At 53.0% G+C, this 23717-nt stretch carries 18 protein-coding genes, 3 pseudogenes and 1 riboswitch; of the genes and pseudogenes, 8 read left to right on the top strand and 13 right to left on the bottom strand.

The genetic code is table 11. The annotated features are described in order from the left end of the window. The first annotated feature begins 490 nt into the window (after nucleotides 1-490). From FEE99_RS01825 to FEE99_RS01835, 3 genes are all read left to right on the top strand, one after another. Complete coding sequence (locus FEE99_RS01825; RefSeq protein WP_167351292.1) at nucleotides 491-658, top strand: hypothetical protein; 168 nt, start codon at nucleotides 491-493, stop codon at nucleotides 656-658. Between the two features lie 94 nt (nucleotides 659-752). Beyond that, nucleotides 753-2939 carry a hypothetical protein gene (locus tag FEE99_RS01830; RefSeq protein WP_064361256.1) on the top strand — a complete coding sequence of 729 codons (2187 nt, stop codon included), beginning with the start codon at nucleotides 753-755 and terminating at the stop codon, nucleotides 2937-2939. A 296-nt stretch (nucleotides 2940-3235) separates the two neighbouring features. Next, nucleotides 3236-3673 carry an acetyltransferase gene (locus tag FEE99_RS01835; protein WP_014717580.1) on the top strand — a complete coding sequence of 146 codons (438 nt, stop codon included), beginning with the start codon at nucleotides 3236-3238 and terminating at the stop codon, nucleotides 3671-3673. 51 nt (nucleotides 3674-3724) lie between these two features. Here FEE99_RS01835 and tnpC (FEE99_RS01840) read toward each other — a convergent pair whose 3' ends face one another. Together tnpC (FEE99_RS01840) and tnpB (FEE99_RS01845) are read right to left on the bottom strand one after the other, a co-directional pair. Next, nucleotides 3725-5263: an IS66 family transposase gene (tnpC, locus tag FEE99_RS01840; RefSeq protein ID WP_014717581.1), complete on the bottom strand. Its 1539-nt coding sequence runs from the start codon at nucleotides 5261-5263 to the stop codon at nucleotides 3725-3727. A 63-nt stretch (nucleotides 5264-5326) separates the two neighbouring features. Further along, nucleotides 5327-5662 (bottom strand): IS66 family insertion sequence element accessory protein TnpB, encoded by a 336-nt coding sequence (gene tnpB / locus FEE99_RS01845; protein ID WP_014717582.1) that lies wholly within the window; start codon nucleotides 5660-5662, stop codon nucleotides 5327-5329. 565 nt (nucleotides 5663-6227) lie between these two features. On the opposite strand from tnpB (FEE99_RS01845), the gene FEE99_RS01850 reads away from it, so the two are divergent. From FEE99_RS01850 to FEE99_RS01860, 3 genes and pseudogenes are all read left to right on the top strand, one after another. Then, nucleotides 6228-8297: a putative bifunctional diguanylate cyclase/phosphodiesterase gene (locus tag FEE99_RS01850; protein WP_143979135.1), complete on the top strand. Its 2070-nt coding sequence runs from the start codon at nucleotides 6228-6230 to the stop codon at nucleotides 8295-8297. A gap of 152 nt (nucleotides 8298-8449) precedes the next feature. Further along, a pseudogene (locus FEE99_RS01855) lies at nucleotides 8450-9178 on the top strand (PAS domain-containing protein); the annotation flags it as partial. Nucleotides 9179-9331: 153 nt separating this feature from the next. After that, nucleotides 9332-9769: pseudogene (locus FEE99_RS01860) on the top strand (methyl-accepting chemotaxis protein); the annotation flags it as partial. 132 nt (nucleotides 9770-9901) lie between these two features. Here the strand turns inward: FEE99_RS01860 and tnpC (FEE99_RS01865) are convergent. The 9 genes from tnpC (FEE99_RS01865) to FEE99_RS01905 all read right to left on the bottom strand — a co-directional run bounded on the left by tnpC (FEE99_RS01865) (nucleotide 9902) and on the right by FEE99_RS01905 (nucleotide 19916). Further along, entirely contained in the window at nucleotides 9902-11449 is a 1548-nt protein-coding gene (gene tnpC / locus FEE99_RS01865; RefSeq protein WP_034128274.1) for an IS66 family transposase, read from the bottom strand. 61 nt (nucleotides 11450-11510) lie between these two features. After that, nucleotides 11511-11846, bottom strand: a complete 336-nt coding sequence (gene tnpB / locus FEE99_RS01870; protein ID WP_009682493.1) for an IS66 family insertion sequence element accessory protein TnpB — start codon at nucleotides 11844-11846, stop codon at nucleotides 11511-11513. Beyond that, nucleotides 11843-12175: an IS66-like element accessory protein TnpA gene (tnpA, locus tag FEE99_RS01875; RefSeq protein ID WP_009682494.1), complete on the bottom strand. Its 333-nt coding sequence runs from the start codon at nucleotides 12173-12175 to the stop codon at nucleotides 11843-11845. Before tnpA ends, tnpB (FEE99_RS01870) begins: the two co-directional genes overlap by 4 nt. A gap of 19 nt (nucleotides 12176-12194) precedes the next feature. Beyond that, a complete protein-coding gene (locus FEE99_RS01880) occupies nucleotides 12195-12383 on the bottom strand; it encodes a transposase (RefSeq protein WP_082817310.1) in 189 nt (62 codons plus the stop codon). A gap of 475 nt (nucleotides 12384-12858) precedes the next feature. After that, nucleotides 12859-13410: a hypothetical protein gene (locus FEE99_RS01885; RefSeq protein WP_064361039.1), complete on the bottom strand. Its 552-nt coding sequence runs from the start codon at nucleotides 13408-13410 to the stop codon at nucleotides 12859-12861. A gap of 85 nt (nucleotides 13411-13495) precedes the next feature. Further along, a complete protein-coding gene (locus FEE99_RS01890; protein ID WP_064361038.1) occupies nucleotides 13496-14956 on the bottom strand; it encodes a tyrosine-type recombinase/integrase in 1461 nt (486 codons plus the stop codon). Continuing rightward, a complete protein-coding gene (locus FEE99_RS01895; protein WP_064361037.1) occupies nucleotides 14949-15554 on the bottom strand; it encodes a hypothetical protein in 606 nt (201 codons plus the stop codon). Before FEE99_RS01895 ends, FEE99_RS01890 begins: the two co-directional genes overlap by 8 nt. Nucleotides 15555-15556: 2 nt before the next feature. After that, nucleotides 15557-17644, bottom strand: coding sequence for a hypothetical protein (locus tag FEE99_RS01900; protein WP_064361036.1), 2088 nt, complete (start codon nucleotides 17642-17644; stop codon nucleotides 15557-15559). Beyond that, nucleotides 17628-19916, bottom strand: coding sequence for a hypothetical protein (locus FEE99_RS01905; RefSeq protein WP_064361035.1), 2289 nt, complete (start codon nucleotides 19914-19916; stop codon nucleotides 17628-17630). Before FEE99_RS01905 ends, FEE99_RS01900 begins: the two co-directional genes overlap by 17 nt. A gap of 84 nt (nucleotides 19917-20000) precedes the next feature. Here FEE99_RS01905 and FEE99_RS01910 point away from each other — a divergent pair. Beyond that, nucleotides 20001-20408, top strand: a pseudogene (locus FEE99_RS01910) (cation:proton antiporter domain-containing protein); the annotation flags it as partial. Here FEE99_RS01910 and FEE99_RS01915 read toward each other — a convergent pair. After that, nucleotides 20409-21296, bottom strand: a complete 888-nt coding sequence (locus FEE99_RS01915) for a formate/nitrite transporter family protein (protein WP_041476959.1) — start codon at nucleotides 21294-21296, stop codon at nucleotides 20409-20411. It abuts the pseudogene before it with no gap. A 173-nt stretch (nucleotides 21297-21469) separates the two neighbouring features. Then, a complete protein-coding gene (locus tag FEE99_RS01920; protein WP_016772772.1) occupies nucleotides 21470-21874 on the bottom strand; it encodes an acyl-CoA thioesterase in 405 nt (134 codons plus the stop codon). 192 nt (nucleotides 21875-22066) lie between these two features. Beyond that, a riboswitch (S-adenosyl-L-homocysteine riboswitch) is annotated at nucleotides 22067-22165 on the top strand. A 23-nt stretch (nucleotides 22166-22188) separates the two neighbouring features. Between FEE99_RS01920 and ahcY the strand changes: the two genes are divergently transcribed. Further along, a complete protein-coding gene (ahcY, locus tag FEE99_RS01925) occupies nucleotides 22189-23598 on the top strand; it encodes an adenosylhomocysteinase (protein WP_041476788.1) in 1410 nt (469 codons plus the stop codon). Nucleotides 23599-23717: the final 119 nt, after the last annotated feature.

Below are 23717 nucleotides of genomic sequence, written 5' to 3' on the forward strand. Positions count from 1 at the left end.
GACGAGCAAACGCTGACTGGGAGCATGGAAGACTCAAAAAACGTCGCTCCGGCGCCCTATAACGGGGCGAAAATAACGGCAAAATACACTTTAAGTGGGTGATTGCCATATGCCATACTCGGTTATCAACGATTTTTCGCCCAGCTTGGCCACCTCCCTGATGGAGGTTTTAGTCGCTATGGTAACGACTAGCAGGAGAAGAGCCTTAATGGCGTTCCTGAGAAGCGGAGCTGTGACGGGGCTGCCGTTTGCCGAGTTCTGAGGCTGCTTGTTTATTGAACCTTGGGGGCTTTCGCCAAGTCTGAACTATAGTCGTAAAGCCGCTTGTCGGCTGACGGCAGGTACTGCTTGTGAAGCTTGGTGAACGAGCTCGATAATCCGCACCGCTTTTGCTAGCGAGGCAGTATTACGTTTTTTTCCATTGAAAGCAGTGGTCGCGCATTGGAATTCGTTGATGCACCGTGGAACAAAATTCTTAGAGGATGGAGCTATGACTCTTGAGCGTATGATCGAAGAGGCCCGTAACCGTAACGGTTCTCATGAAGCCAGCCTAAAGGCGGCTCGTGATCGCATGGCCGCGACTAACCACCGTCTGGCACGTGAATTCCCTAAACAAGAAGTCACTGCGACGCTGCTTGCCAAGACCTGCAGCCTCTAATAAATCCCTTCATCCGAAAGCAGCCTAATGGGCTGCTTTTTTTTGCGCGATCACAATGACTCCATACCTCATCACCAGCTTCGAAGAGGCGACGATGGCAGCGTTGATTCATGAGCCATACGGCTATGATCACGCTGACATCTTCAAAAAACCTCAGATCAAGTACATCTATAACTACTTGAAGTCCTTCATGCCCGAGATTCCGAAGGGTAAGAAGACGGTAGGAAGCATCCTGCTTGAGCACGAATACATCGACCGAGACTTCCTCGAGGACTACTCGCGTTTTTACCTGGGGCGTTTCGGCAACGATGGCTACAAGTGCGCTCGGCTTCACTTCTTCAGTTGCGATCTGACTCACAAGCGGCTCGACGCTCTACTGGCGGGTGACGTGGGAGAAATGTTAGATGATGCTGAGGATGACAATGCTGTAAAAACTCTAGAGCAACTCCAGTCGCACTACCTCGGTTTCATGGTTATCAAACCTCTCACCAGGACATTCGTGGGGAAAACCTGCCTTCGTGTCAGTGGTGACCGAGGTGTGGGCAAGAAGAAAATTGACAAGCCTTATGATGTGAATCTCTTTGGCATCAAGCTGACAATCGACTCAATTGCATTCCAAGAACAGGACAAGGTGGTTGCCGCGTGTGCTACCACCGCCATTTGGACAGCGTTGCACAGTTCGCCTGGTCGTAGTGTTAAGGACATTAAATCCTGCAGTGAGATCACCACCGCCGCCCTGAATTTTGTGGACGGTTCCAGTAATGGATTCCCAAATAAAGAGCTTACCAATAAGCAGATCCAGCGAACGCTTGATATTGAGGGGCTGCGATATCACAACAATAGCCTTGAGGAATCAACTCCTGAATCTTTCCGAGAGTCCCTCGTTGCTCACATTAATAGCAACCTGCCCGTCATTTTGACGGGAAAAGTATACGGCGTGGAACCCAACGAAGCTGGTGAGTACGTCAAAGCTGGGCACGCAATTACCGCCCTTGGTTATGACTTCCGGGGTGATTCGAAATGGGTATACGTTCATGACGACCGACTCGGGCCGTACGCACGAGCAGAAATGGTCATGCTTGACGAATTTTTCGGGGAATCCACTCCTGAGGCCGTAAAAGGTCGTTGGGGGCTGGCGATGTCCATTCGAGAACCGGATGCCACTAACTGGGTGGCTCCCCATGAGATTATTGTTCCAGATATCTCGATCATCCCGGCAGATAGAAAGACGCGCATCGACTTCAAGTTCGCTCATGGCACAGCAGAGCGTATTCGTGATCAGGTATTGGGATACCTGGAAGATGAAATGTGTCCTCTGCTTGAGATCCCGGTTCCTTCGGTCAGGTACGAGATCAAACTGGCATCGATTGCTCAAGCGCGAGACGATGTCCGTAAACATTACACCCACCGCAAGGTCAATGACGTGTTGGGTACTTACACCCTCGATGAAGAGAGAATGATTCGCTGGCGTAAGGAAAAACTCAGTTTCTTGACTGGCAGCCTCGCACGCTTACAGTGGCAAATTGATGTCTACTGGGATTCCGAGTGTGCTTTCCAGGTGTTCTTGGATGCGACTGACATTCCCTTGGGCAACGCTGTATCTGGCATTTACATTCATGACCCAATTTATGCAGATGCGATGCTGGCCGGCTTCAAGGGGCAGGAGAGCCAGATCGCCGGTCTAGATGATCAGCACTTCTTCCCGGCGTTCACCAGGGCTGTGAAGCAGCGCCGAGATGACTACGAAAGTCATCTCAATAGCATGTATGGGACATTGCGTGCGCCCAACCACATTAAAGAGAACGAGGTCTCGCGGAACGGAAAAGGCACCAACAAGACCGCGAAAAAATTCTGGGATCCGCAACAAATCCGTTTGGTTGATGTTCACGAGGCCTACAAGAAAGTGGCCGATTCAGTGGCTAACGACCCATCCTCTGAGAGTAAGCTTATCTGGGCCATAGGTAAGGACGGCGTGTTATTCGTCGCTGAGGACATTCCAAAACCTGATGAGCTCGGTCACCCAAGTATGACTGGGATGCAGGCCGCTCGGATTGCGGGAGAAATACGGCCAAAGGCTGGCTATTGGGAGGTCAACTTCTTCTCTGGAAGGTACAGCGGTGATTACGCCGATATAGAGAAGACTCAGTTTCTTACAAACGCCGTGTACAAAATTCAGTCACTCTTCCCGTATGACAAGTTTGAAGCTTTTTACCCTTATGCCCCTTCCTCCCAAGGTCTGGTTTCGCCTGATCTAGCGGCACAGGGAGGCGGTGACGAGTAAGCGTCCGGGTAAGTCACCATAAGCTCCTGACATCATCCGGTTCTAGCGTCCCGCGTGAGACCCCTACCGGCCCGGCCACCATCTGTCAGGTATGCTTCATCCACAATCCCTTCCGTAATTTTTTATTGACACCCCAAAAGCCTCTCAGTATCGTCCTTCCTCCCTCCTTTCCGGCTACCTCTGCCGTGAACCGCCCAGGCGTTAACTCGCGAAGCGGTCATACAGTTGCCGCCACTTATACGGTCGCTATCTAGTAGCGCGCCTCATTTCCGATATCAAGTGTTAAGGATGATTCTATGATCATTCGTCAGGCTACTAACGCCGACCATCCGCAACTGCTCAACATCTGGCTGCGCTCCGTTCGCGCCACACATCACTTCCTGCAAGAATCCGATATTGAGGCATTACTCCCTCAGCTCCGCGATATTTACCTACCCGCTGTCGAACTATGGGTTGCGGTAGATGCCGAGGACTGCCCGCTAGGGTTCATCGGGCTCAATGAAAACCACGTAGAGATGCTCTTCATCGAACCAGATCTGCGAGGGAAAGGGATTGGCCGCGCACTGCTGGATCATGCCCGCAGTTCGCGCAGTCAGATGAGTGTTGATGTGAATGAACAGAACCCCGAAGCGGTAGGGTTCTATCTACATTACGGTTTTGTTCAAACAGGTCGTTCTCCGCTGGATGGCGAGGGCCGCCCCTTCCCCTTGCTGCACTTGAGCCTGCCCGGCTAGAGCTGTAGTAGTGAATCGCTCCTACGCTTCTGCTTCGGGGCGATTCATTATTCAGCAGGACGGCATCCATTGATTCGGTAGCAATTGCCCGATCTCACTGGCTCGCTGTGTCGGCAACCGTGTCAGCACATCCTTGAGATAGGCATAGGGATCATGTCCATTCATACGCGCCGACTGGATCAGGCTCATGATTGCAGCCGCCCGCTTACCGCTACGTAGCGACCCGGCAAATAACCAGTTCGAACGTCCGAGTGCCCATGGCCGTATCTGGTTCTCTACTTGGTTGTTGTCGATGGGCACAGCTCCATCGTCTAGGTAGCGCGTCAGCGCTACCCAGCGTTTCAGGCTGTAGTCGAGGGCCTTGGCCGTGGCTGATCCGTTAGGCACAAGGTCGCGCTGGGCCAACATCCAGTCATGCAGTTTCTTGATGATCGGTATCGCCATTTCCTGACGCATTCGCCAACGATCTTCATCACTCATGTCCCGCGCTTGGCGCTCGACCTCGTACAAGCCGCTGATCGAGTGCAGCGCTTGTTCGGCCAGCTGACTTTTGTTCGTCACGTGCAGATCGAAAAACTTGCGACGGGCATGGGCCATGCAGCCGATTTCAGTGATGCCTTGCTCAAATCCAGCCTTGTAGCCAGCGAAATCATCGCAGACCAGCTTGCCGTTCCAGTCACCCAAGAAGTTGCGCGCATGTTCGCCAGCACGGCTTGGGCTGAAGTCGTAAACCACCGCGTTGAGCGCCGAAAACGGCGTAGTGCTGTAGGCCCAGACGTAGGCCCGGTGGGTTTTCTTCTCTCCCGGCGCAAGCATTTGCACAGGCGTTTCATCAGCGTGAATAACGCCCTGGTTCAGCACAGCTTCACGCAGCGCATCGACCAGCGGCTGGAGTCGCATGCCGGTCTGTCCAACCCATTGGGCCAAGGTCGAGCGAGCGATTGCCAGTCCGGCACGACCAAAGATTTTCTCCTGCCGGTACAGTGGCAAGTGATCGGCAAACTTGGCCACCATTACTTGGGCCAGCAAGCCTGCTGTCGGGATACCTTTGTCGATAACCTGCGCCGGCACTGGCGCCTGGATCAGTGTTTCGCACTGACGGCAGGCCCATTTGCCACGCACATGTTGCTCGACCGTGAACACGCCCGGCGTGTAATCCAGCTTCTCGCTGACGTCTTCACCAATACGCTGAAGTTGGCAGCCACAGGCGCACTGAGTGTTTTCTGGCTCGTGGCGAATCACGGTACGTGGAAACTGCGGTGGCAATGGCGCACGTTTGGGTGATTGCCGTGGCTCGGCATGTGGCGAAGCTGGGAGGAGCTGTTTTAGCTCAGCTTCGATAGCTTCAAGGTCTGTATCGAGCAGGTCATCCAGCAAGCTGCCTTGCACCGGACTGATTTGCTCGCTGCGCTTGGCAAACTTGTGGCGTTTGAGCAGGGCGATTTCGTAGGTGAGCTGTTCGATGATAGTTTCATCGTTCTGGATCTTCCTGCTCATCGCCTCGACTTGGGACTGCAACTGCAACGCCTGTGCCGCCAAGGCACGAAGCTGTTCCGGGGTCATCTGATCGAGGTTAGGCGAGAAAGTCATGGCGCCGATTGTGTCAGAGCAGGCGCGAAACGACGACAAGCAGACTGGCCAAATGGCCGGCGGTTACAGCATGCTGATCACGCCGCCTGAGCCGACCCGCTGCCACGGCAGGCCCAGTACCAACGCCTGGAGTTGCTCGCTGTCGAGTTCGACCTCACAGCCATGGCGAATGCCGGGCCAGTGAAACTTGCCTTGATTCAGGCGCCGTGCGGCAAGCCAGACGCCCACGCCATCGTGCACCAGCACTTTCATCCGGTTAGCCCGCCGATTGGCGAACAGATAAGCGCAGTGCGGCTTCGCCACACCGAACACTGCGATCACCCGGGCCAATGCGGTTTCGGTGCCGGCGCGCATATCCATTGGCTCGGTGGCCAGCCAGATTGCATCGATGCGGATCATTGAGCGACAGCCCGGATAAATTGCGCGCAGCCCTCGGGATCTGAGGTTGGCCATTTCACTGTGATTACTTGGCCGGCCATGGGCAACTCGATGATCACTGACGCTTCGGCTGGCCGTTTAGGTGCGACTTTTAGTGGGACGAATGCCGGTAGTGAAGTCGCTGCAGGCTGATCTCGATAGAGCGGCATCCATTTACGGATGACGTTGGCATTGATGCCGTGTAACCGTCCGGCCATGTCATCTACCCAGCCCCGCAAAGCCAAGACATCGTGTGCACTCAAATTTAAGTGAGCACCAGATCTAGCCTTTTAAACGGGTATTTCATGCAGCCAACACTCGGTTCCTATTCCAAGGCCTTCAAAGCCCAGGTCATTCAATATGGGTGCCCAGCACGGCACTACAATTGCCAGCATCGCATTCAGCCGTAAGCGTGCCCGTGGAAGTCGCAAGGCTGGCATGACGCTTTTTTTTGTAAAATTTTTGACGATAGGATGAAGCGTACTCTTCAGAAACTGCTCGTGCCGCCGATGGCCCAGAGGAGCCAAATTCAACCTTCAGGGTTTCAATGCTAGTAAGCAGCTATAACAGCGTGTATGTGCTGTTTTCCTTCGCCGTAGCGATCCTGGCGTCTTATACCGCGCTGGACATGACTGGTCGAGTCACCCGTACCGAAGGCAAAGCATCGGCACTTTGGCTTGCCGGTGGATCTTCCGCCATGGGCACGGGCCTCTGGTCGATGCATTTTATTGGCATGTTGGCCTTCCAACTGCCCATCGAGCTGGGTTACGACCTGACGCTGACTGGCTTATCGTTGTTGATCGCCATCGCCTCCTCCGCCTTTGCTTTGTGGCTAGCATGCCAGACGGAAATGCCACTGCCGCGTTTGCTGCTTGGTGCGGTGCTCATGGGTATCGGAATTGCATCCATGCACTACGTTGGAATGGCGGCGCTGCTGATGAATCCTGTAGTGGAATACGTTCCGTCGTTGTTCGCGCTATCGGTGCTGATTGCTATCCTTGCTTCGGGCGTGGCTTTGTGGATCGCTTTCCGCCTGCGTGGCGAAGGTCAGTACATCAATCGTACACGCATCGGCGCCTCGTTAATTATGGGGTGTGCCATTGTTGGAATGCACTATACCGGAATGGCGGCTGCCCAATTTCCTATCGGGAGCGTGTGCGGAGCGGTCAATGCAGGCATTGATAGCAACTTGCTAATGGTTTTGGTGATTCTGATCACGCTGGCTGTCTGCGCTATTGCCTTGATCGTATCAATGCTTGACGTCCGCACCAGCATACTTGCCAGCTCCCTTGACCTCGCAAACAGTGAACTGGTGCAGCTAGCTCTTCACGACAATCTTACTCGCCTCCCTAACCGTATCCTCCTAAACGACCGTCTTCAGCAAGCGATTCATAAAGCCATCAGGCAGAAGAGCCACTTTGCCGTACTCTTCATGGATCTGGATGGTTTCAAAGCTGTTAACGATACTTACGGTCATCACACTGGCGACCAGTTGCTTCTGCAAGTAGCAAAGCGAATCAACGACGCCAAACGCGGCGAAGATACGGTGGCTCGCCTCGGAGGCGACGAGTTCGTTCTGCTTATCGATCCCGGCGAACCTGAAGACGCTGCGATGTTGGCGCAACGCTTGGTGGAAAATATTCGATTACCTTACGTACTTGGGCGGCAGACAGTGCATGTGTCCGCTAGCATCGGTATCGCTATATTCCCAGAAAATGGCCTAACCGAGCATGAGCTGATGGTCAATGCCGATGCGGCTATGTACCACGCCAAGGAGCAGGGCCGCGATGGCTACTGCTTCTTTGAAAAAGCTATGAACGTTAACGCTCACCTGCAGTTGGAAATGCAACAGGATCTGCGGTGCGCACTGGATCGGAATGAATTTATCCTGCACTTCCAGCCGAAGATGCTCGCCCCAAATGGCCCTATGATCGGCGTTGAAGCTTTACTGCGTTGGAACAAGCCAGGTTTGGGCTTGGTGCCGCCCGTCCGTTTCCTGCCCTTGGCAGAGCGTACTGGATTGATCGTGCCAATCGGTAGCTGGGTAATCCATGAGGCGTGCCGGCAGATGGCCGAATGGCAAGCGTTAGGCGAAGGTAAAGACGAATGGAGTATTGCGGTCAACATTTCGACGGTACAACTGGCCCATGCAAAGCTCGTTGATGTCGTGCGCAATGCCCTGCAAAGCAGTGGCCTGCCCCCCCGTTTCCTGACACTGGAAGTTACCGAATCTACGGCGATGCGGGACGCTGAAGCTGCTTTGATTGTTCTTGATCAATTGGCAGCATTGGGCGTGAATATCTCCATCGACGACTTTGGTACCGGTTATTCCAGCCTGCTTTATCTTAAGCGCCTACCAGCCAACGAACTGAAGATCGACCGAGGTTTTATCACCGAGCTGGCTAAGTGTAACGATGACGCGGCTATCGTTTCGGCCATAGTAGCGCTCGGTAAAACGCTGGGGCTGAGGATCGTTGCAGAGGGTGTGGAAACCGCTGAACAACAACAGATGCTTACCGAGTTGGGTTGCGACATTTTGCAAGGTTACCTGCTGGGCAAGCCGATGAGCGCAGAGAGGATGCTGGAAAGCTTAAGCGCGACCAAGACTCTAGCGTGATACTGCACAAGCCATAGATTCAAGTTGGTGCTTGCTGGTGCAATTTGCAGACCCGCTACATCACCTGATTTAAGCATCAGTTAAACATTCGAATTGGGATTTACGGCTTCTCCTCATTCGTCCGATAGTAAAATTCACTCTAAGGCTAATCAATGTTCAACAAGGCAATCAAGCAGACCTTGGCTGAGGCTCTGCAAAAGCTTCAGGCCGCAGAAGCAAGGGCCGTGGCCGTTGACCGTTCGACGGCAACAATTGAATTTAAACCCGATGGCACCATCATAGGTGCCAATGAGAACCTTCTTACCACCATGGGCTACCGACTGGAGGAGATCGTCGGACAGCACCATCGTATTTTCTGTTTTCCTGATTACCAGGCGAGTGCCGACTATCGTAAGTTCTGGCAGCGCCTGGCTGGTGGCGAGTACATACGTGAACGTTTCCTGAGGCGTAATAAGCAAGGCCTGGAGGTCTGGCTCGAAGCCAGCTACAACCCTATCCGAGGCGCCGATGGTCGCGTCGAAGGCGTGCTGAAGCTGGCCACCGACATTACTACTCAGGTGATCCGTGAGCAGGAGCAGAGCAGCATGGTTCAGGCCATCAGTCGCTCGATGGCTGCGATTTCCTTTAACTTGAAAGGTGAGGTTCTCGACGCCAACGAAAACTTCGAGCAGGCCATGGGCTATCGCCTGGATGAGATTCGGGGAAAGCACCACCGCATGTTCTGCACACGAGGTGAAGCGGACTCTCCTGAATACCGCGATTTCTGGGAGCGACTGAACCGTGGTGAGTTCTTCTCTGGACGCTTCCAGCGACTCAACCGGCATGGCGATACCGTCTGGCTGAGCGCAACCTACAACCCGGTATTCGATGCCAGTGGCCGGCTTTACAAAGTAGTTAAGTTTGCCCGTGATATTACGTCCCAAGTGCGCCAGCAGCAGGCAGAATCCGATGCAGCCACGCTCGCCTACAATATATCCCAGCAGACGGACAGAAGCGCTCGCCATGGTGCCGAGGTCATTAGTGAAACGGTCGAGGTGGTACAAGGCATAGCAGCCGAGCTCTCACGAGCGGCTGAAGGCATCACTGCAGTCAATCAGCAGTCAGAGATGATCCGCAGCATCGTGCAGACCATCCGAGGTATCGCCGAGCAGACCAACCTACTTGCTCTAAATGCTGCTATCGAAGCTGCAAGGGCGGGTGAACAAGGCCGAGGTTTTGCGGTGGTCGCCGATGAAGTACGAAACCTTGCAGCCCGCACGGCGCAGGCCACCGTGGAAATCGTCGATGTTGTGAAGCGCAACCATGAACTAGCGCAGGATGCTGTGGAGAGCATGCAGGCTAGTCGCCAAAAGGTCGATCAAGGCGTCGATTTGGTCAGCCAAGCCGGCTTTGTGATAGAGGAAATTCAGAGCGGAGCACGGCAAGTAGTCGACGCCGTGCGCCAGTTCGCCGAGGCAAAGGAAGAGCTCTGATGTAACTGTATCGGGCACAACCTCGTAAGGCTGTTCCAATTTCTCACGATAAGCGTGCTTGTCCAATATGACATCATCGCTGCTTACTGGGCGCAACTGAACGTTTGCATCCGAGCATCACGTCTTACGCAATTAGACCGGTTGCCAAATATGCGGCAGCAAATGATCGATTTCACTCGCCCGCTGCGTCGGCAGGCGTGTGAGCACGTCCTTCAAATAGGCATACGGATCATGACCGTTGAGCCGCGCAGACTGGATCAAACTCATGATCGCCGCCGCCCGTTTTCCGCTGCGTAGCGACCCTGCGAAGAGCCAGTTCTTGCGTCCAAGAGCCCATGGTCGGATCTGGTTCTCTGCCCAATTGTTGTCTATGGGTACAGCCCCGTCATCGAGGTAGCGCGACAGCGCTGCCCAGCGTTTCAGGCTGTAATCGAGTGCTTTGCTGATGGCTGAGCCTTCGGGCACAAGGTCGCGCTGGGCGCTCATCCAGACATGTAGCATGTCCATTACCGGGACGGCTTTTTCTTTCCGTATTCGCCGCCGTAAATCCGGCTCCAGATCGCGGACTTCGCTCTCGATTTCGTACAACAACTGGATATAGCGCAGGGCTTGCTCAGCAAGCGTGCTTTTATTCGTAGCGTGCAGCTCGAAGAATTTGCGCCGTGCATGGGCCATGCAGCCGATTTCGGTCACGCCGAGTTCGAAGCTGGCTTTGTAACCGCCAAAATCGTCACAGACCAGCTTGCCCCTCCAGCCTTGCAGGAAGTTGCGAGCATGCTCTCCGGCACGGCTGGGGCTGAAGTCATAAACCACCGCTGCCACATCCGAGAACTGGCTGGTGGCGTAGGCCCAAACATAGGAACGGTGGGTTTTCTTTGTTCCCGGCATGAGCATTTGCACGGGTGTTTCATCGGCATGAATAATCTGCTGCCCGAGTACCACTTCGCGCAGCGCATCGACCAGCGGCTGCAACTGAACCCCAGTCACGCCAACCCATTCGGCCAAGGTTGAGCGTGGAATCGCCAGGCCCGCTCGACCGAAGATCGATTCCTGACGGTAAAGCGGTAAATGGTCAGCAAACTTGGCAATCATGACGTGGGCCAGCAGCCCAGCGGTTGGGATGCCCTTGTCGATGATCTGAGCCGGAACCGGTGCCTGGATAAGCGTTTCGCAGTCATCGCAGACCCATTTGCCACGTACATGACGCTCGACGGTGAACACGCCCGGTGTGTAATCCAACTTCTCACTGACATCTTCACCGATGCGTTTCAGCGCGCAGCCGCATGGGCAGTGAGTGTTGTCAGGTTCGTGATGGATCAGTGTGCGTGGAAACTCAGCCGGCAATGCAGTGCGCTTGGGCTTCTGCTTTTTCTCGGTCGCCGCTGGCACTGTTTGCAAGGCCTGAAGCTCTGCTTCAATCGCTGCGATATCTGTATCGATCAGGTCATCGAGCAAACTGGCCTGCTCAGGATTCATCTGCTCGCTGCGCTTGGCAAATTTCAAGCGCTTGAGCTGCGCAATTTCGAAGGTCAGCTTCTCGATCACCGTCTGATCGCGGTTGATCTTCTTGCCCATGGTTTCGACCGTCTTACCCATTGTTTCGACTTGCGAGAGCAATTGCGCAGCTAAGGCACGCAGTTGGTCGGGAGTCATTTGGTCGAGATTGGGAGAAGAAGTCATGCGCCGAATTTTGCCAGAGCAGGCGCTTCGCGGCGATAGACCGATAGGCTAATGGCAGCCGTTAAAGCAGTGTGATCGAGCCGCCGGAACCTGCTCGTTGCCATGGCAGGCCCAATACCAAGGCTTGGAGTTGCTCGGTGTCCAACTGCATTTCAGAGCCATGACGAATGCTTGGCCAGTGGAACTTGCCCTGGCTCAACCGGCGCGCCGCCAGCCATATGCCGAAGCCGTCATGCACCAGCACTTTCATGCGATTGGCGCGGCGGTTGGCGAAAAGATAAGCACAGTGCGGCTGCGCCGCACCGAACACCGCAATCACCTTGGCTAATGCCGTTTCGGTACCAGCGCGCATGTCCATCGGCTCGGTGGCGAGCCAGATGGAGTCGATGCGAATCATCGCAGAAGGTCTCGAAGAAAGGTCGCGCAGGCAGCAGCATTTTCAGTGGGCCAGTTCACTGTGACGGTGCCACGCGGGTGCTGTATTTCAACGCAAATATTCGATGATGATGTGTGGGATTTCGCCCCTGCCAGCGGCACGGGTAACGGAATAAATGCAGGTTGCAGCGCCGTGCTTTTCTGCGCTTGCAGGCGAATCCATTTGTGGACGAGGTTTGCGTTGAGGTTATGGCTGAGTGCGATGCTGGCAATCGAAGCACCGGGCTGGGCACACTCTTGAATGACCTGAGCTTTGAAGGATTTGGAATAGGAACGGCGTGTTGGCTGCATGAAATACCCGCTTAAAAGGCTAGAACTGGTGCCCACTTAAATGTAAGTGCACACCATGTCTTGGCTTTGCAGGGCTGGGTAGATGACTTGGCCGTACGCATACGATGCCGTGGCTGATGGCGACACTGGAAATGGATGCGCCAGGTTGCAGGCATTCCTGAACGATCTGGGCTTTGAACGGTTTCGGATAAGAGCTTCGTTGGCGCATGGAAATCCTGGCGATAAGGGGGATCGCGTCCGCTTAAAAATACGCGGACACCATCGCCCCTAATGCTGGAGTTCGGAAGGTGAGTTCGCCGGACGCTTACGGTGACGATACGGCGGAACCCGCTGCTGTGCTCGCTTAATCCGAATAAACCCGGCTTCAGGGCATCGCCCTCGGTCGGGTTCACTCCTATCAAGCTGTTCACCGCACTGGTGAATGCCCTTTTCTCAGCCTGCATCCAATCTGGGCGTTTATCCCTTCAGAAAGCCAGTGCCAGACTCACGTTTGACTTTTCAATGGATCAGAATGTGCGAGCTACAGGCACTGTCCAGGGAGGAACTGATCTCTGCATACCGCAAGCGGAGCGCGCAGGCGTGCGGGATGAAAGCCCGAAGGGCCGAGACGCAGGCTTTGCCAAGGCTCGGTTCACGACAGCCGCTACCCGCAGGGGCACGCCGTGACCGAAAACTCAGGGTCATCAGAGCTCCGCATTCCATGCATCCACAGCCTCGCTCACAGCCGTGTACCACTGGAGATCATCGAGCTGTAGGGCATTCGCGATTTGCCTGTTGGTATTGCCGTCGACCCAAGTCGGGAGACTCTCTATCGCTTCTGTGAACAGACTGGCTGTAGCGACAGCGAATCGCCCCGTACTTGTAGACTGGAGGCACACGTAGCGCACAGCAGCGCCACTAGAGAGCCGACGCCAAACTACCACCTCCATACAGTCCAATGCGCTCACCGGAGCCTCTAAGGTAGGACTCTCTTCCTGATCCACCGTGACGTGTACCGCTGCTTTTAATGACCTGCCAGGCGCACCAGGTGTGTGGACGAGATGCTTGAGTTGCTCACGTGAGGCGATTATCTGATCGCGGAGTTCTTCAGGATCGATGGACATTCCGCCCTCTGGTGTCACCTTGAGGGTGTTCAAGGAGTTCGCCACCCGGATGAACTCGCGTTCACGCGCTTTCTCCCACTCTGGGCGGCGGTCGGGGCTGATAAGGTTCCAGAGGCGTGAAAGCAGCAGCAAAACGTTCTCCTGACCTACAGCCTAAGGCTTGAATCCATTGGTAATGAACAATGGTATCTCAACACTCGTCCCAGAATTCATCGAATCATTCGTGGCCAGGCAGAATCGGAGCGATTCCTTTGACCGTTTTCTCTCTCGCAAGCTCACGTGCAAAGTCATCATCCCTTAAAGTCTCAAGCTTCTCCATCTCTACGTTATACTCTTGAATTGTAAGGGTAGAGCCGAGCTGAGCCCGGAGTTTGCGAGAGTATTTATCGAACTGCTCCATGGCTCGCATTAGGAAAACATTGCTAACTGTAGTGCTATATCCCTCAATCTGCTTGAATGCCGCATGCACATAGCCCATGACAGTCGCAACTGATTTCTGACCGGTATACATCTTAACTTCCTCAAGATAGCTCTCATCAGAAAGCAACCTGACTTCAAAATCTCCGGCACGCCTATATCTATCCCGCTGCACGAACTCCATTACTAAATTCGTGATAAACGAGTGGCGAAACATGTGTGCGCAGGCCTGCTCCTCGATACCAGCAAACCTGCGCACTGAACCGATCTCGTTGCCCAGGGAGGTTTCTGAAATCGGAGTTCCGGTTGATGATGATACAAAGACGAAACCATGATCTTTAAAACTGGAAAATTTATTTCTTACAATTTTATCCCTGTGAAACTCAATGTATGATACCAGCTCATTGAGAAACATCTTATTTACGGGTACTTCTCTTTCCTCATTATCGTCACCCTTTAGCGTGATAAACCTTAGCATAGGATGTTTCATTTTATACGCGGCCAGGACATCTACTACTTTAAGACTCGCCACCTCTGACAGCCTAGCTCCAGAGTTTTCCAAAGTTGAGATAAATGCATGCCGTCGAATCTTGATGAAACGCGAGCCACCCATTTCATCAACAGCTTTCCTGAGCTGGTCGATATGAACAGCTGGAATTGCATTCCGCTCGTGCCTCCTACCACCAGGTGGAAATGCGTGATGCCACACGCTATGCACAGCATAATCACGACCACGCTTATCTTTCTTCACCGTAACATTTTCAGTAACTTTTATTCGCCCTCCAGTCGCGACGAAATTGGGCTGCTCATAAAGCCCGCCAATGTACTTCAGGAAGTCTATGCATACAGTCCCAACGTCTACAACCGTGAGTGTGGCTTTCCTCTTCTCACGAAGATTTTTGGGGTCAACTTCCGTCCCTAGATGATGAATAAAACGCGTAAAATCATTATCTGATAGATCTATAAAATCAATATTTGAAGCATAACAGAATCTCACCAGTTGACTGATTTTCTGAGCGTATTCACCAATCGTCCCACCTTTTCTGCCCGCACGGGCTAACCCCTTACGCTTCATCCTATTGGGCCGAACCGTAAGGGACAGCATGTACAGATTCGCGCTAAAACAGGGCGCCCCGTTTGGCCAATTGATGAATGTCAGGTTGCTCGCATCCCTAGTCACAAGCTTCCCCAGTGCGTTGTGGTCAAACAACTCAAGCTCAGGAATCACTGAATAAAGCTTACGCTCAGGGAAATTACTCACCCCGCACCACCTTTAAAGATTGGATATTCTCGTGAGACGGGATCACATCAAAAGGAGACTCATTAAGCGAGACTATTGCCAGCAGTGCATTTATAGCTTCGCTGGCGCTTTTATTTCTAACAGCCTCACTAGAACCATCCCTGGTTTCTTTGATGCCTGAGATAGCAGCGGAAAGCCCTTGGAGCAACCTGAAATTAGAGCGGCGTAGTGCGACCACTGCGCATTCCAACTCGCTATTAATCTGCTCCAACCCGTACTTGGTCTTTTTGGTGGGTTTGCTGTCCTTTCCGGCATACGCAGCAACTGCATCTTTAGCCACCCCCCTAAGACGCTCTAGCCCTGCAAAACCGTGATGACCAAGCAGTTCATCAGATTTCTTTTTGAGAGTGTTCAGACTTGTAGAGTCAATCGCGTATTGCTGTCCAGCCAGATCGAATTTATAAGAAAGGGAAGCCAAAGCGCCCTGATTTTTTAGAGCAGCAATGACAATCTCATTTAAGGCGTATTTTTTTATATCGGAAAGTACATCTTCCAACAGAACCTGCCGCGCCTTGATTGATTCATTATGAACTTGAATTTCTGATCTAGGCTTACCCATGACTATGCGCCCTTTACGTGAACAAGAACCTGCATTTCTTTGCCATTAGTTCCAATAACAAATACGGGTTCAAATCTTACAATACCTTTACTCATCAAGTGTTCCAAGCGCTCTGAAAAGGACTCTTGATCTACAAGGCGAAGATCATCCGTTCCAAACTGCTCCTTCATCAACGCACGTAATGACTTATAATTATGCACATCACCAGAAAAGAATTTCTCAGCAATTATTTGAGCTTCCGCACCACGGAGGGATGCTCCATCTGTAGCAGATGTAATGTACCTCCATGCGTGCTCGATATCGTTATGCCCGAGAATCCAACGCAGTGTATCTATGCGTCCTTTCCCATACGCGTGAAAAAACAACAAAGCTGCTACACGTCGCAACTGGTGTTGTCTGATGTAATACCGAAGACCGACCTCATTAACTTCGCTCTCGAAATAATCACAAAAGAAGTCGAAGCAGGTACTCATGCTTGTTTTCGTGGCCGAATATAGTACCTTTCTTCCATGCAGAGAAGGAACAGAGAAAATAGTAGGAGCTTCAGCCGAGAAACCCGCATTAATCAGCTCCTCTTGGAGCCGCACTAATTGCGCAAGCATCTGTACAGCAAGAGGATCTATAGGCCTAGCATCATACTTACGGAGACCATACGTATTTACTGTGCTCTTTTCTCTCTTAAACATCAGCCATGTATTCGTGGAGTCGAATGCTTGTGCTGATGGGATCTGCAAAAGCTCGTCGATTCGCCGAGCCATAAGTAAACCAACAACGAATTGAATAACTCCAATATAAACATAGACAAGTTCTAGCAAGCCTACATTGGATCTGAGCCGCTCAAAATAGTCCTCTTTCGCTCCCTTGCGATTTTCAAGACCACTGCCATCGACATCACTTGTATTTCTACAACCAAGCCCCAGCTTCGTTACGCCGTGACGCTCCAAATCACTTCCTACAATTGAAACAACCTGTTCATCTGTTAGGCTTGTAAGCGACTTGTCATGCTCATCACAGTATCGAGCCAACCTGCAAAATCCCTCAACCACGAGCGGGCCCAGCTCGTAATGAAACTCGACAGCACCTTTGAATAACTTAAAAATGGTGCCAGACGGGATTGTCACAAAACGACCAGGCTTGGCGAGCTCTGGCGTGTAACCTTTAATTCGATCCAAGACTCGCTCACTAGGCCCTGGCATACCAAGATCTTTAAGCAGCCCCATTCCATATAAGAAATTGTAAAATAGCCTGTACTGGGACTCAGCCATAAGACTCCCCGAACTAGAAACAACCTTGACCCCCTCCATCTCACGCTTATAGGATTCTCCAAGCGGATAAAAACTAAGGATTTCATGCCTCGGTTTGGCCAAGCTGCCACGGATAGTATTTTTGTAAATTTCGTTTGAGATACGTACAGAGTTTACCGTATAGCCAGCACCTCTATGTCCGTCGTAGTGGCCTTTATAGTATAAAGCGGCCCGAATACGTGGAACATTATCAACCGTAATATCAAGCTCGTTAGACTCGAGCTGAGTAGAACTTATCTCTGACATTGACGGATTCGCTTCCAATAGGGAAGCAATCGTCTCGCTCGGGATCTCATTCAACAGTGCTAGAGCATACTCACACAATTTGCCTGACCAATCATACAGCGCTTCGGCCACGGAAGATTCTGAAGACAGCTTATTTAGTATCCATTTTATATCGCCTTCAGACAAACCTGCCAACCCTGCACTTGAAAGTTTAAGCGCACGTGAATGTATTAGCAGACAGTCAATAACACCTACAGCTGCGTGAAACTTCCGCCTTAATGTCTCAACACATTGAGAGTTAGCCATTTCAACCAGGCTATTTCGCGTGGCGCCAATGAGCGAATATTTGAGACCATTCAATAGATCTAGATTCTCGTCATCAGTCAGGTATGAATTGTTGTCTAGAGCGACCTTCCAGTTGAGTGGGATGGGATCACCGCTGAAATTCACATGCCAGACGGAAGCATTAAAATCAGTGGTCAGCCAGGAAGCTTTGCGAAAAGCTTCTGCCGGCGCCAAGCGAGGCTCACTTAGGAAGCCAAGTTTAGAGGGCGCATTCATAAACAAATCTCTCCATAGACTCTGCGTTTGCTATTAATGACGCCCTGTAGAGTTCGCTCCGATAAGTTGCATCTCGATGCTTACTGATCTCCCTCTCAAGAAAGCCTGTGTAGGTCGCCCAGTACACGGCCTTAGCATTAACTTTCTGATTGGTTGGCGCTTGCTCAACAGCCTGTTTTATCGAAAGCAGCACGCTCAAAATATCTGCAGACACTAACGCATATACAGTCCCGTCGTTCTCAAGCTTTTCATGGCGGCCCTCTGGATCTTGAAGATATGCAGGGACATCCCCAAAAGCATGATTCACTAGGAAAGTATCTAATTCAGCCACGCTTGAAAAATTACTCGCCCGAAATAAAAACGGGCTATCTTGAAGGCTATGACAAATTAATATTTTATTGAATACTCGCATGCGCCTCTCATGAAGGAAATCGATGATCACTTTGGGGAGGTAGTGATCCATGAGATTAGGATCGTAGCTCTCATGACCTAAAGCCTGAGAGGTAGTTTCAGCGCTGTGCGTCTTAATAAATATCTCGGCGACTCGGGATGCGCGCACTGAAGATGCACTCACCATCTCCAAAAACTTAACGAGGTCATCTTCGGGCATTTCTGTGTGAGGACGAAACTGAGTTAAAAGATTAGTTCTCAAGTATGTACCAGGTCTGAGTGTTGACCTCGACCACGGTGCTAGGGTGCTCTTGACTGGCGGAGAAAATGCGTTACCGCATGTGATGAACAATTTTCTCCATATGGGATTACCCTGCGACTTCAGATACTCACGTAGGGGCGCAGTAATCTCAATAATTTGGTCGACCAAAGCTTTAGTTTCTGGGGTTAGCGTAATTTTCTGCTCAGACCTTCCTGCCCCCTTACGATCTTTGTACCCCACCAGCTTATATACCGCCCCATCCAATACATATCCTGATCTCTGCCCCAGCTTATTCCAGAGATCGAAATCAACCAGAAACTCTGACGTAATTATCGGATGCCTTAGGATAAGTAGGAGCTGAAATGGCATGAGGCTTCCGGCCAGTGGCATCCCCATGTAACTAGCCAAATCATAAGCAGGCGTCTGAGAATCTTTTGTATCCACTGATAAAGAAGCGTAGTGACTGTAAGGCTCTCCGTAGCCGTACGTCTCAAAAATGCAGCAAATATTGGGAATTATTAATAGGTGTCCCTTCTTACGCTTAGTCGTGTCTACTAATTCGCCCTGCGCAGCGAGCTGTTTACGACGAAGAACCCTACCATATAGATCAGCAATCTGCGCTGTGGCCCAGCTCTCAATAATCTTCAGCCGCTTAGATATGGAAATGAATAAAACTTCAATAGCTTCAGACTCAGTAAGATGTAACGGTATTTCCAGTACGAGCTTTACCTTTACATCAGCACCATCATCATTCGTTCGAATGTTAGTCGACTGACCATCAATTCGCTTCGCAGGTGCCAAAGGCAGTTTTCCGCCCAAGGGCTCGACCCATACACCTGGAAGAATAAATATCTTCTCGACGAACCCAATATATTTATTCCAGGTTTTCATTTGTGCGTCGATATCCAGCCCTAGGGCCTCGCCACTCATGAAAAAACTCTTTCTGAAATCCCAGAAGAAATTATAAATCATTGTCGAATCGTTAAACGTGTCCTCAGGCCAGGAATCACTATTCTCACTCAGGAAGTCAGCCATCTTATTGGGCATAGTCAACTGTGTCGTCCCATACCCGGAAATATGGAATCGCAACTGCTCATACAGACCATATGTAAAATCATGACCATGGCTGTTATACATATTGGCAAAGTGACAATACAAAGTGGTGCCTTTACGGTTCTCTACAGGCCATCCAGTCCAATATTTGACTTTACCCAGGTCAACACCAAGAAGTATTTTTCTCCACTTCGGATTATATTTTTTTCTTAGCCCGCTCCCAAATTCAGTCGGCGGCATGGAAGGGACGTAATTACGTGCTTCGAGCAGAATATCTTGTAGATAAACGGAAATCTTCGCGCGCGTCACGTCAGACGTACCGACCAAATCCTGTTCAAACAACGCTCCTTGAAAACCCGCAACGATGTCAGTCAGCGCTGATGATGAGAGCTTCAAAAAAGACAAGGTCTGGTTGGTGATGTCACAAAAGCATTCGAGAAGCTTCAGTGTCGTTGTTGACGGCACCTTCCTAAGCTCAGCGCAGCGCTGAAACAACTCCACCACCTCAGGCGCCAGGGCTCGGAAGGGATAGGTTTCGATGGGTGACCCTTTTTTGACGATTGTCACTTACGAAATCCGTGCTCAGCTGGCTAAGATGCCTAGTCTACAGGCAACACAGGCAACTGACAAAAAAATGCGAATGGCAAAATTTGGGAGCTGCTCGATGACATGCTCAACGCTTTGCTGTTCGCGCTGATCGGCATGGAGTTGTTGCTGCTGCCGTTCAACTGGCTGCACATGGCCGCCGCAGGTCTGCTGGCGGTGGCGATTCTGTTGTCGCGCCTGCTTACCGTGGCGCCGGCGATCCTGCTGCTGCGGCGCTGGCGCTCAGTGCCGGCCGGCACGATCCGCATCCTCACTTGGGGCGGTTTGCGCGGCGGTGTTTCGGTGGCACTGGCGCTGGCCCTGCCGCTGGGCCCGGAGCGCGACCTGCTGCTGAGCATCACCTACATCGTCGTGCTGTCGTCGATCCTGCTGCAGGGCCTGACCATCGGCAAACTGGTCAAGCACGCGACGCGCAACGAGCCGGCGAGCGTGCCTGAGCCAGCCCACCACTGATCATTTTTTGATCGACTGCGGATCGGGCTTAACAGCCTGATCCGCAGATTCCTTCGGCGCACCGCTTTCGCTGCGAATCTGCGCATGGCTGATCAGCGCGAAGATAAAGCTGCCGCCGATGATATTTCCTGCCAGCGTCGGCCCGGCGAACACCGCCCAGAAATCACTCCACGGCAACTCGCCGGCAAACACCAGATAGGACACTTCCGCCGATCCGACGACGATATGGGTGAAGTCGCCCAGCGCCATGAAGTAGGTAATGAGGATGATGATCCACATCTTCGCGCTCTCCATGGACGGGATCATCCAGACCATGGTGGCGATCATCCAGCCGGAGACGATGCCCTTGGCGAACATCTGACTGGCGCTGTGTTCCATCACCTTGCGGCCGATTTCGAGGAAGGCGACGTCGGTCTTGCTGTCGAAAATCGGCAGTTCCAGCATCACGTAGGCGACCAGAATCGTCCCGCAGAGGTTGCCGACCAGTACCACTGTCCACAGACGGATCAGTCGCAGAAAATTCTTCAGCGTCGGCTTGGTCATCACCGGCAGCACGGCGGTCAAGGTGTTTTCGGTGAACAGTTGCTGGCGCGCGAGGATCACCGCGAGGAAACCGGCGCAGTAGCCGAAACTGGCGATCACCTTGAATTCGTCGCCGTCGGGCAGGCGCGAATTGAGCAGGCCCATGCCCATCAGGGACAGGCCCATGGTCAGGCCAGCGGCCAGCGCCGACCACCACAGCGCGGCAATGCTGCGCTCCAGTTCCTGGTCGCCCTGGGTGCGGATGATTTCATGCAGAACGGCCGCGCGCGGCGGCTGGCTCTTCTCGACTTCGTGCTGCTCCTTGGCCGAGAGGTCGGGGGTCTTTTCGCTGGTGGGGGTGGTCATGGCGTGGCAACCGGTGGGGGGGATGTAGCTACGACCGTTGCGCTTCATGGCTGTTCAGTGGGCAGGCGAATCTCCGCTGAATTGGCAACCGCTTTCGCGAGCAGGCTCGCTCCCACAAGGATCACGCTGTACCTGTGGGAGCGAGCCTGCTCGCGAAGAATGCGCCGCCGATCTTATTGAACGGCTTCGTCATCCTTGAACTGGTCTTTCACGTATTTGATCTCGGTCCGCCCGTGCGGCGCCGGCAGGCCGTCTTCGCCGAGGTTGACGAACACCATTTTCTCGACGGTGAGGATGCTCTTGCGGGTGATCTTGTTGCGCACTTCGCAGGTCAGGGTGATCGAGGTGCGGCCGAATTCGGTGGCGGTGATGCCCAGTTCGATGATGTCGCCCTGGCGCGAGGCGCTGACGAAGTTGATTTCCGAGATGTACTTGGTCACCACACGCTGGTTGCCCAGTTGCACGATGGCGTAGATCGCCGCTTCTTCATCGATCCAGCGCAGCAGGCTGCCGCCAAACAAGGTGCCGTTGGGGTTGAGGTCTTCGGGTTTAACCCATTTGCGGGTGTGGAAATTCATGTGGGGGGCTCCTGGGTCGAGGCGTTTGAGCGTTAGGGGTATTGGCCCCCAGCTTCAAGTTTTAAGCTACAAGCTGCAAGTAAAAGCGGATTGGCTTTTACTTGCCGCTTGTAGCTTGCCGCTTGCCACTAGCCGGGCGAAGACCGCTATAATCGCCACCGATTCAGAACGGCTATGCCGTTTTCCCGCCACCTGTCCGAGGGGCGCTGCAGCAGGTTCGACCTGTCAGGCTCGGATGGGGCGTTGACCGGTTCACGCCGGACACTAAACGCACAACGGCGCCCATTCGCATACATTACGAATGGAGGCTCTTCATGAGCGCTGTCAACACGCCTGCCGATTTTACCGATTACAAAGTTGCCGACATGTCCCTGGCTGCCTGGGGCCGTCGCGAAACCATCATCGCCGAATCGGAAATGCCTGCCCTGATGGGTCTGCGCCGCAAATACGCTGCCGAACAGCCGCTCAAGGGCGCGAAAATCCTCGGCTGCATCCACATGACCATTCAGACTGCCGTGCTGATCGAAACCCTGGTTGCCCTGGGTGCCGAAGTGCGCTGGTCGTCCTGCAACATTTTCTCCACTCAGGATCAGGCCGCTGCCGCTATCGCTGCCGCCGGTATCCCGGTGTTCGCCTGGAAAGGCGAGACTGAAGAAGAGTACGAGTGGTGCCTGGAGCAGACCATCCTCAAGGATGGCCAGCCATGGGACGCCAACATGATCCTCGACGACGGCGGCGACCTGACCGAGTTGCTGCACAAGAAATACCCGCAAGTGCTGGATCGCGTTCACGGCGTGACCGAAGAAACCACCACTGGCGTACACCGTCTGCTGGACATGCTGGCCAAGGGCGAGCTGAAGATCCCGGCAATCAACGTCAACGACTCGGTGACTAAGTCCAAGAACGACAACAAGTACGGCTGCCGTCACAGCCTGAACGATGCGATCAAGCGCGGCACCGACCACCTGCTGTCCGGCAAGCAAGCGCTGGTCATCGGTTACGGTGACGTGGGCAAGGGCTCGGCCCAGTCCCTGCGTCAGGAAGGCATGATCGTTAAGGTTTCCGAAGTTGACCCGATCTGCGCCATGCAGGCGTGCATGGACGGTTTTGAACTGGTTTCGCCGTTCATCGACGGTATCAACAACGGCACCGAAGCGAGCATCGACAAAGCGCTGCTGGGCAAGATCGACCTGATCGTGACCACCACCGGCAACGTCAATGTTTGCGACGCGAACATGCTCAAAGCCCTGAAGAAGCGCGCCGTGGTCTGCAACATCGGTCACTTCGACAACGAAATCGACACCGCTTTCATGCGCAAGAACTGGGCATGGGAAGAAGTGAAGCCACAGGTGCACAAGGTTCACCGCACCGGTGCCGGCAGCTTCGATCCACAGAACGACGATTACCTGATCCTGCTGGCCGAAGGCCGTCTGGTGAACCTGGGCAACGCCACCGGTCACCCGAGCCGCATCATGGACGGTTCGTTCGCCAACCAGGTTCTGGCACAGATCTTCCTGTTCGGCCAGAAATACGCCGACCTGTCGCCAGCGCAGAAAGCCGAGCGCCTGACCGTTGAAGTGCTGCCGAAGAAACTCGACGAAGAAGTGGCCCTGGAAATGGTTCGCGGCTTCGGCGGCGTGGTCACTCAACTGACCAAGCAACAGGCTGACTACATCGGCGTCACCGTCGAAGGCCCGTTCAAGCCGCACGCCTATCGCTATTAAGAGCAGCTGCGAGCTTCAAGCTGCAAGCGGCAAGTAAAAGCGGTTGGTTTACTTGAAGCTTGTAGCTGTCGCTGGCTTCTTCATCGTTATTACGCAGCCGCTGGCTGCAAGCTTCAGGC

This window comes from Pseudomonas sp. ef1, assembly GCF_007293365.2.
Lineage (GTDB): Bacteria > Pseudomonadota > Gammaproteobacteria > Pseudomonadales > Pseudomonadaceae > Aquipseudomonas > Aquipseudomonas siliginis.

What these genes read in the sequence shown, in the direction of transcription:
- FEE99_RS01880 (WP_082817310.1), bottom strand. Translation starts at nt 12,383, where the DNA reads ATGCGCCAACGAAGCTCTTATCCGAAACCGTTCAAAGCCCAGATCGTT.
- tnpC (WP_034128274.1), bottom strand. Translation starts at nt 11,449, where the DNA reads ATGACTTCTTCTCCCAATCTCGACCAAATGACTCCCGACCAACTGCGT.
- tnpA (WP_009682494.1), bottom strand. Translation starts at nt 12,175, where the DNA reads ATGCAGCCAACACGCCGTTCCTATTCCAAATCCTTCAAAGCTCAGGTC.
- FEE99_RS01915 (WP_041476959.1), bottom strand. Translation starts at nt 21,296, where the DNA reads ATGACCACCCCCACCAGCGAAAAGACCCCCGACCTCTCGGCCAAGGAG.
- FEE99_RS01895 (WP_064361037.1), bottom strand. Translation starts at nt 15,554, where the DNA reads ATGGGTAAGCCTAGATCAGAAATTCAAGTTCATAATGAATCAATCAAG.
- tnpC (WP_014717581.1), bottom strand. Translation starts at nt 5,263, where the DNA reads ATGACTTTCTCGCCTAACCTCGATCAGATGACCCCGGAACAGCTTCGT.
- tnpB (WP_014717582.1), bottom strand. Translation starts at nt 5,662, where the DNA reads ATGATCCGCATCGATGCAATCTGGCTGGCCACCGAGCCAATGGATATG.
- FEE99_RS01850 (WP_143979135.1), top strand. Translation starts at nt 6,228, where the DNA reads ATGCTAGTAAGCAGCTATAACAGCGTGTATGTGCTGTTTTCCTTCGCC.
- FEE99_RS01830 (WP_064361256.1), top strand. Translation starts at nt 753, where the DNA reads ATGGCAGCGTTGATTCATGAGCCATACGGCTATGATCACGCTGACATC.
- FEE99_RS01900 (WP_064361036.1), bottom strand. Translation starts at nt 17,644, where the DNA reads ATGAATGCGCCCTCTAAACTTGGCTTCCTAAGTGAGCCTCGCTTGGCG.
- FEE99_RS01825 (WP_167351292.1), top strand. Translation starts at nt 491, where the DNA reads ATGACTCTTGAGCGTATGATCGAAGAGGCCCGTAACCGTAACGGTTCT.
- FEE99_RS01920 (WP_016772772.1), bottom strand. Translation starts at nt 21,874, where the DNA reads ATGAATTTCCACACCCGCAAATGGGTTAAACCCGAAGACCTCAACCCC.
- ahcY (WP_041476788.1), top strand. Translation starts at nt 22,189, where the DNA reads ATGAGCGCTGTCAACACGCCTGCCGATTTTACCGATTACAAAGTTGCC.
- tnpB (WP_009682493.1), bottom strand. Translation starts at nt 11,846, where the DNA reads ATGATTCGCATCGACTCCATCTGGCTCGCCACCGAGCCGATGGACATG.
- FEE99_RS01835 (WP_014717580.1), top strand. Translation starts at nt 3,236, where the DNA reads ATGATCATTCGTCAGGCTACTAACGCCGACCATCCGCAACTGCTCAAC.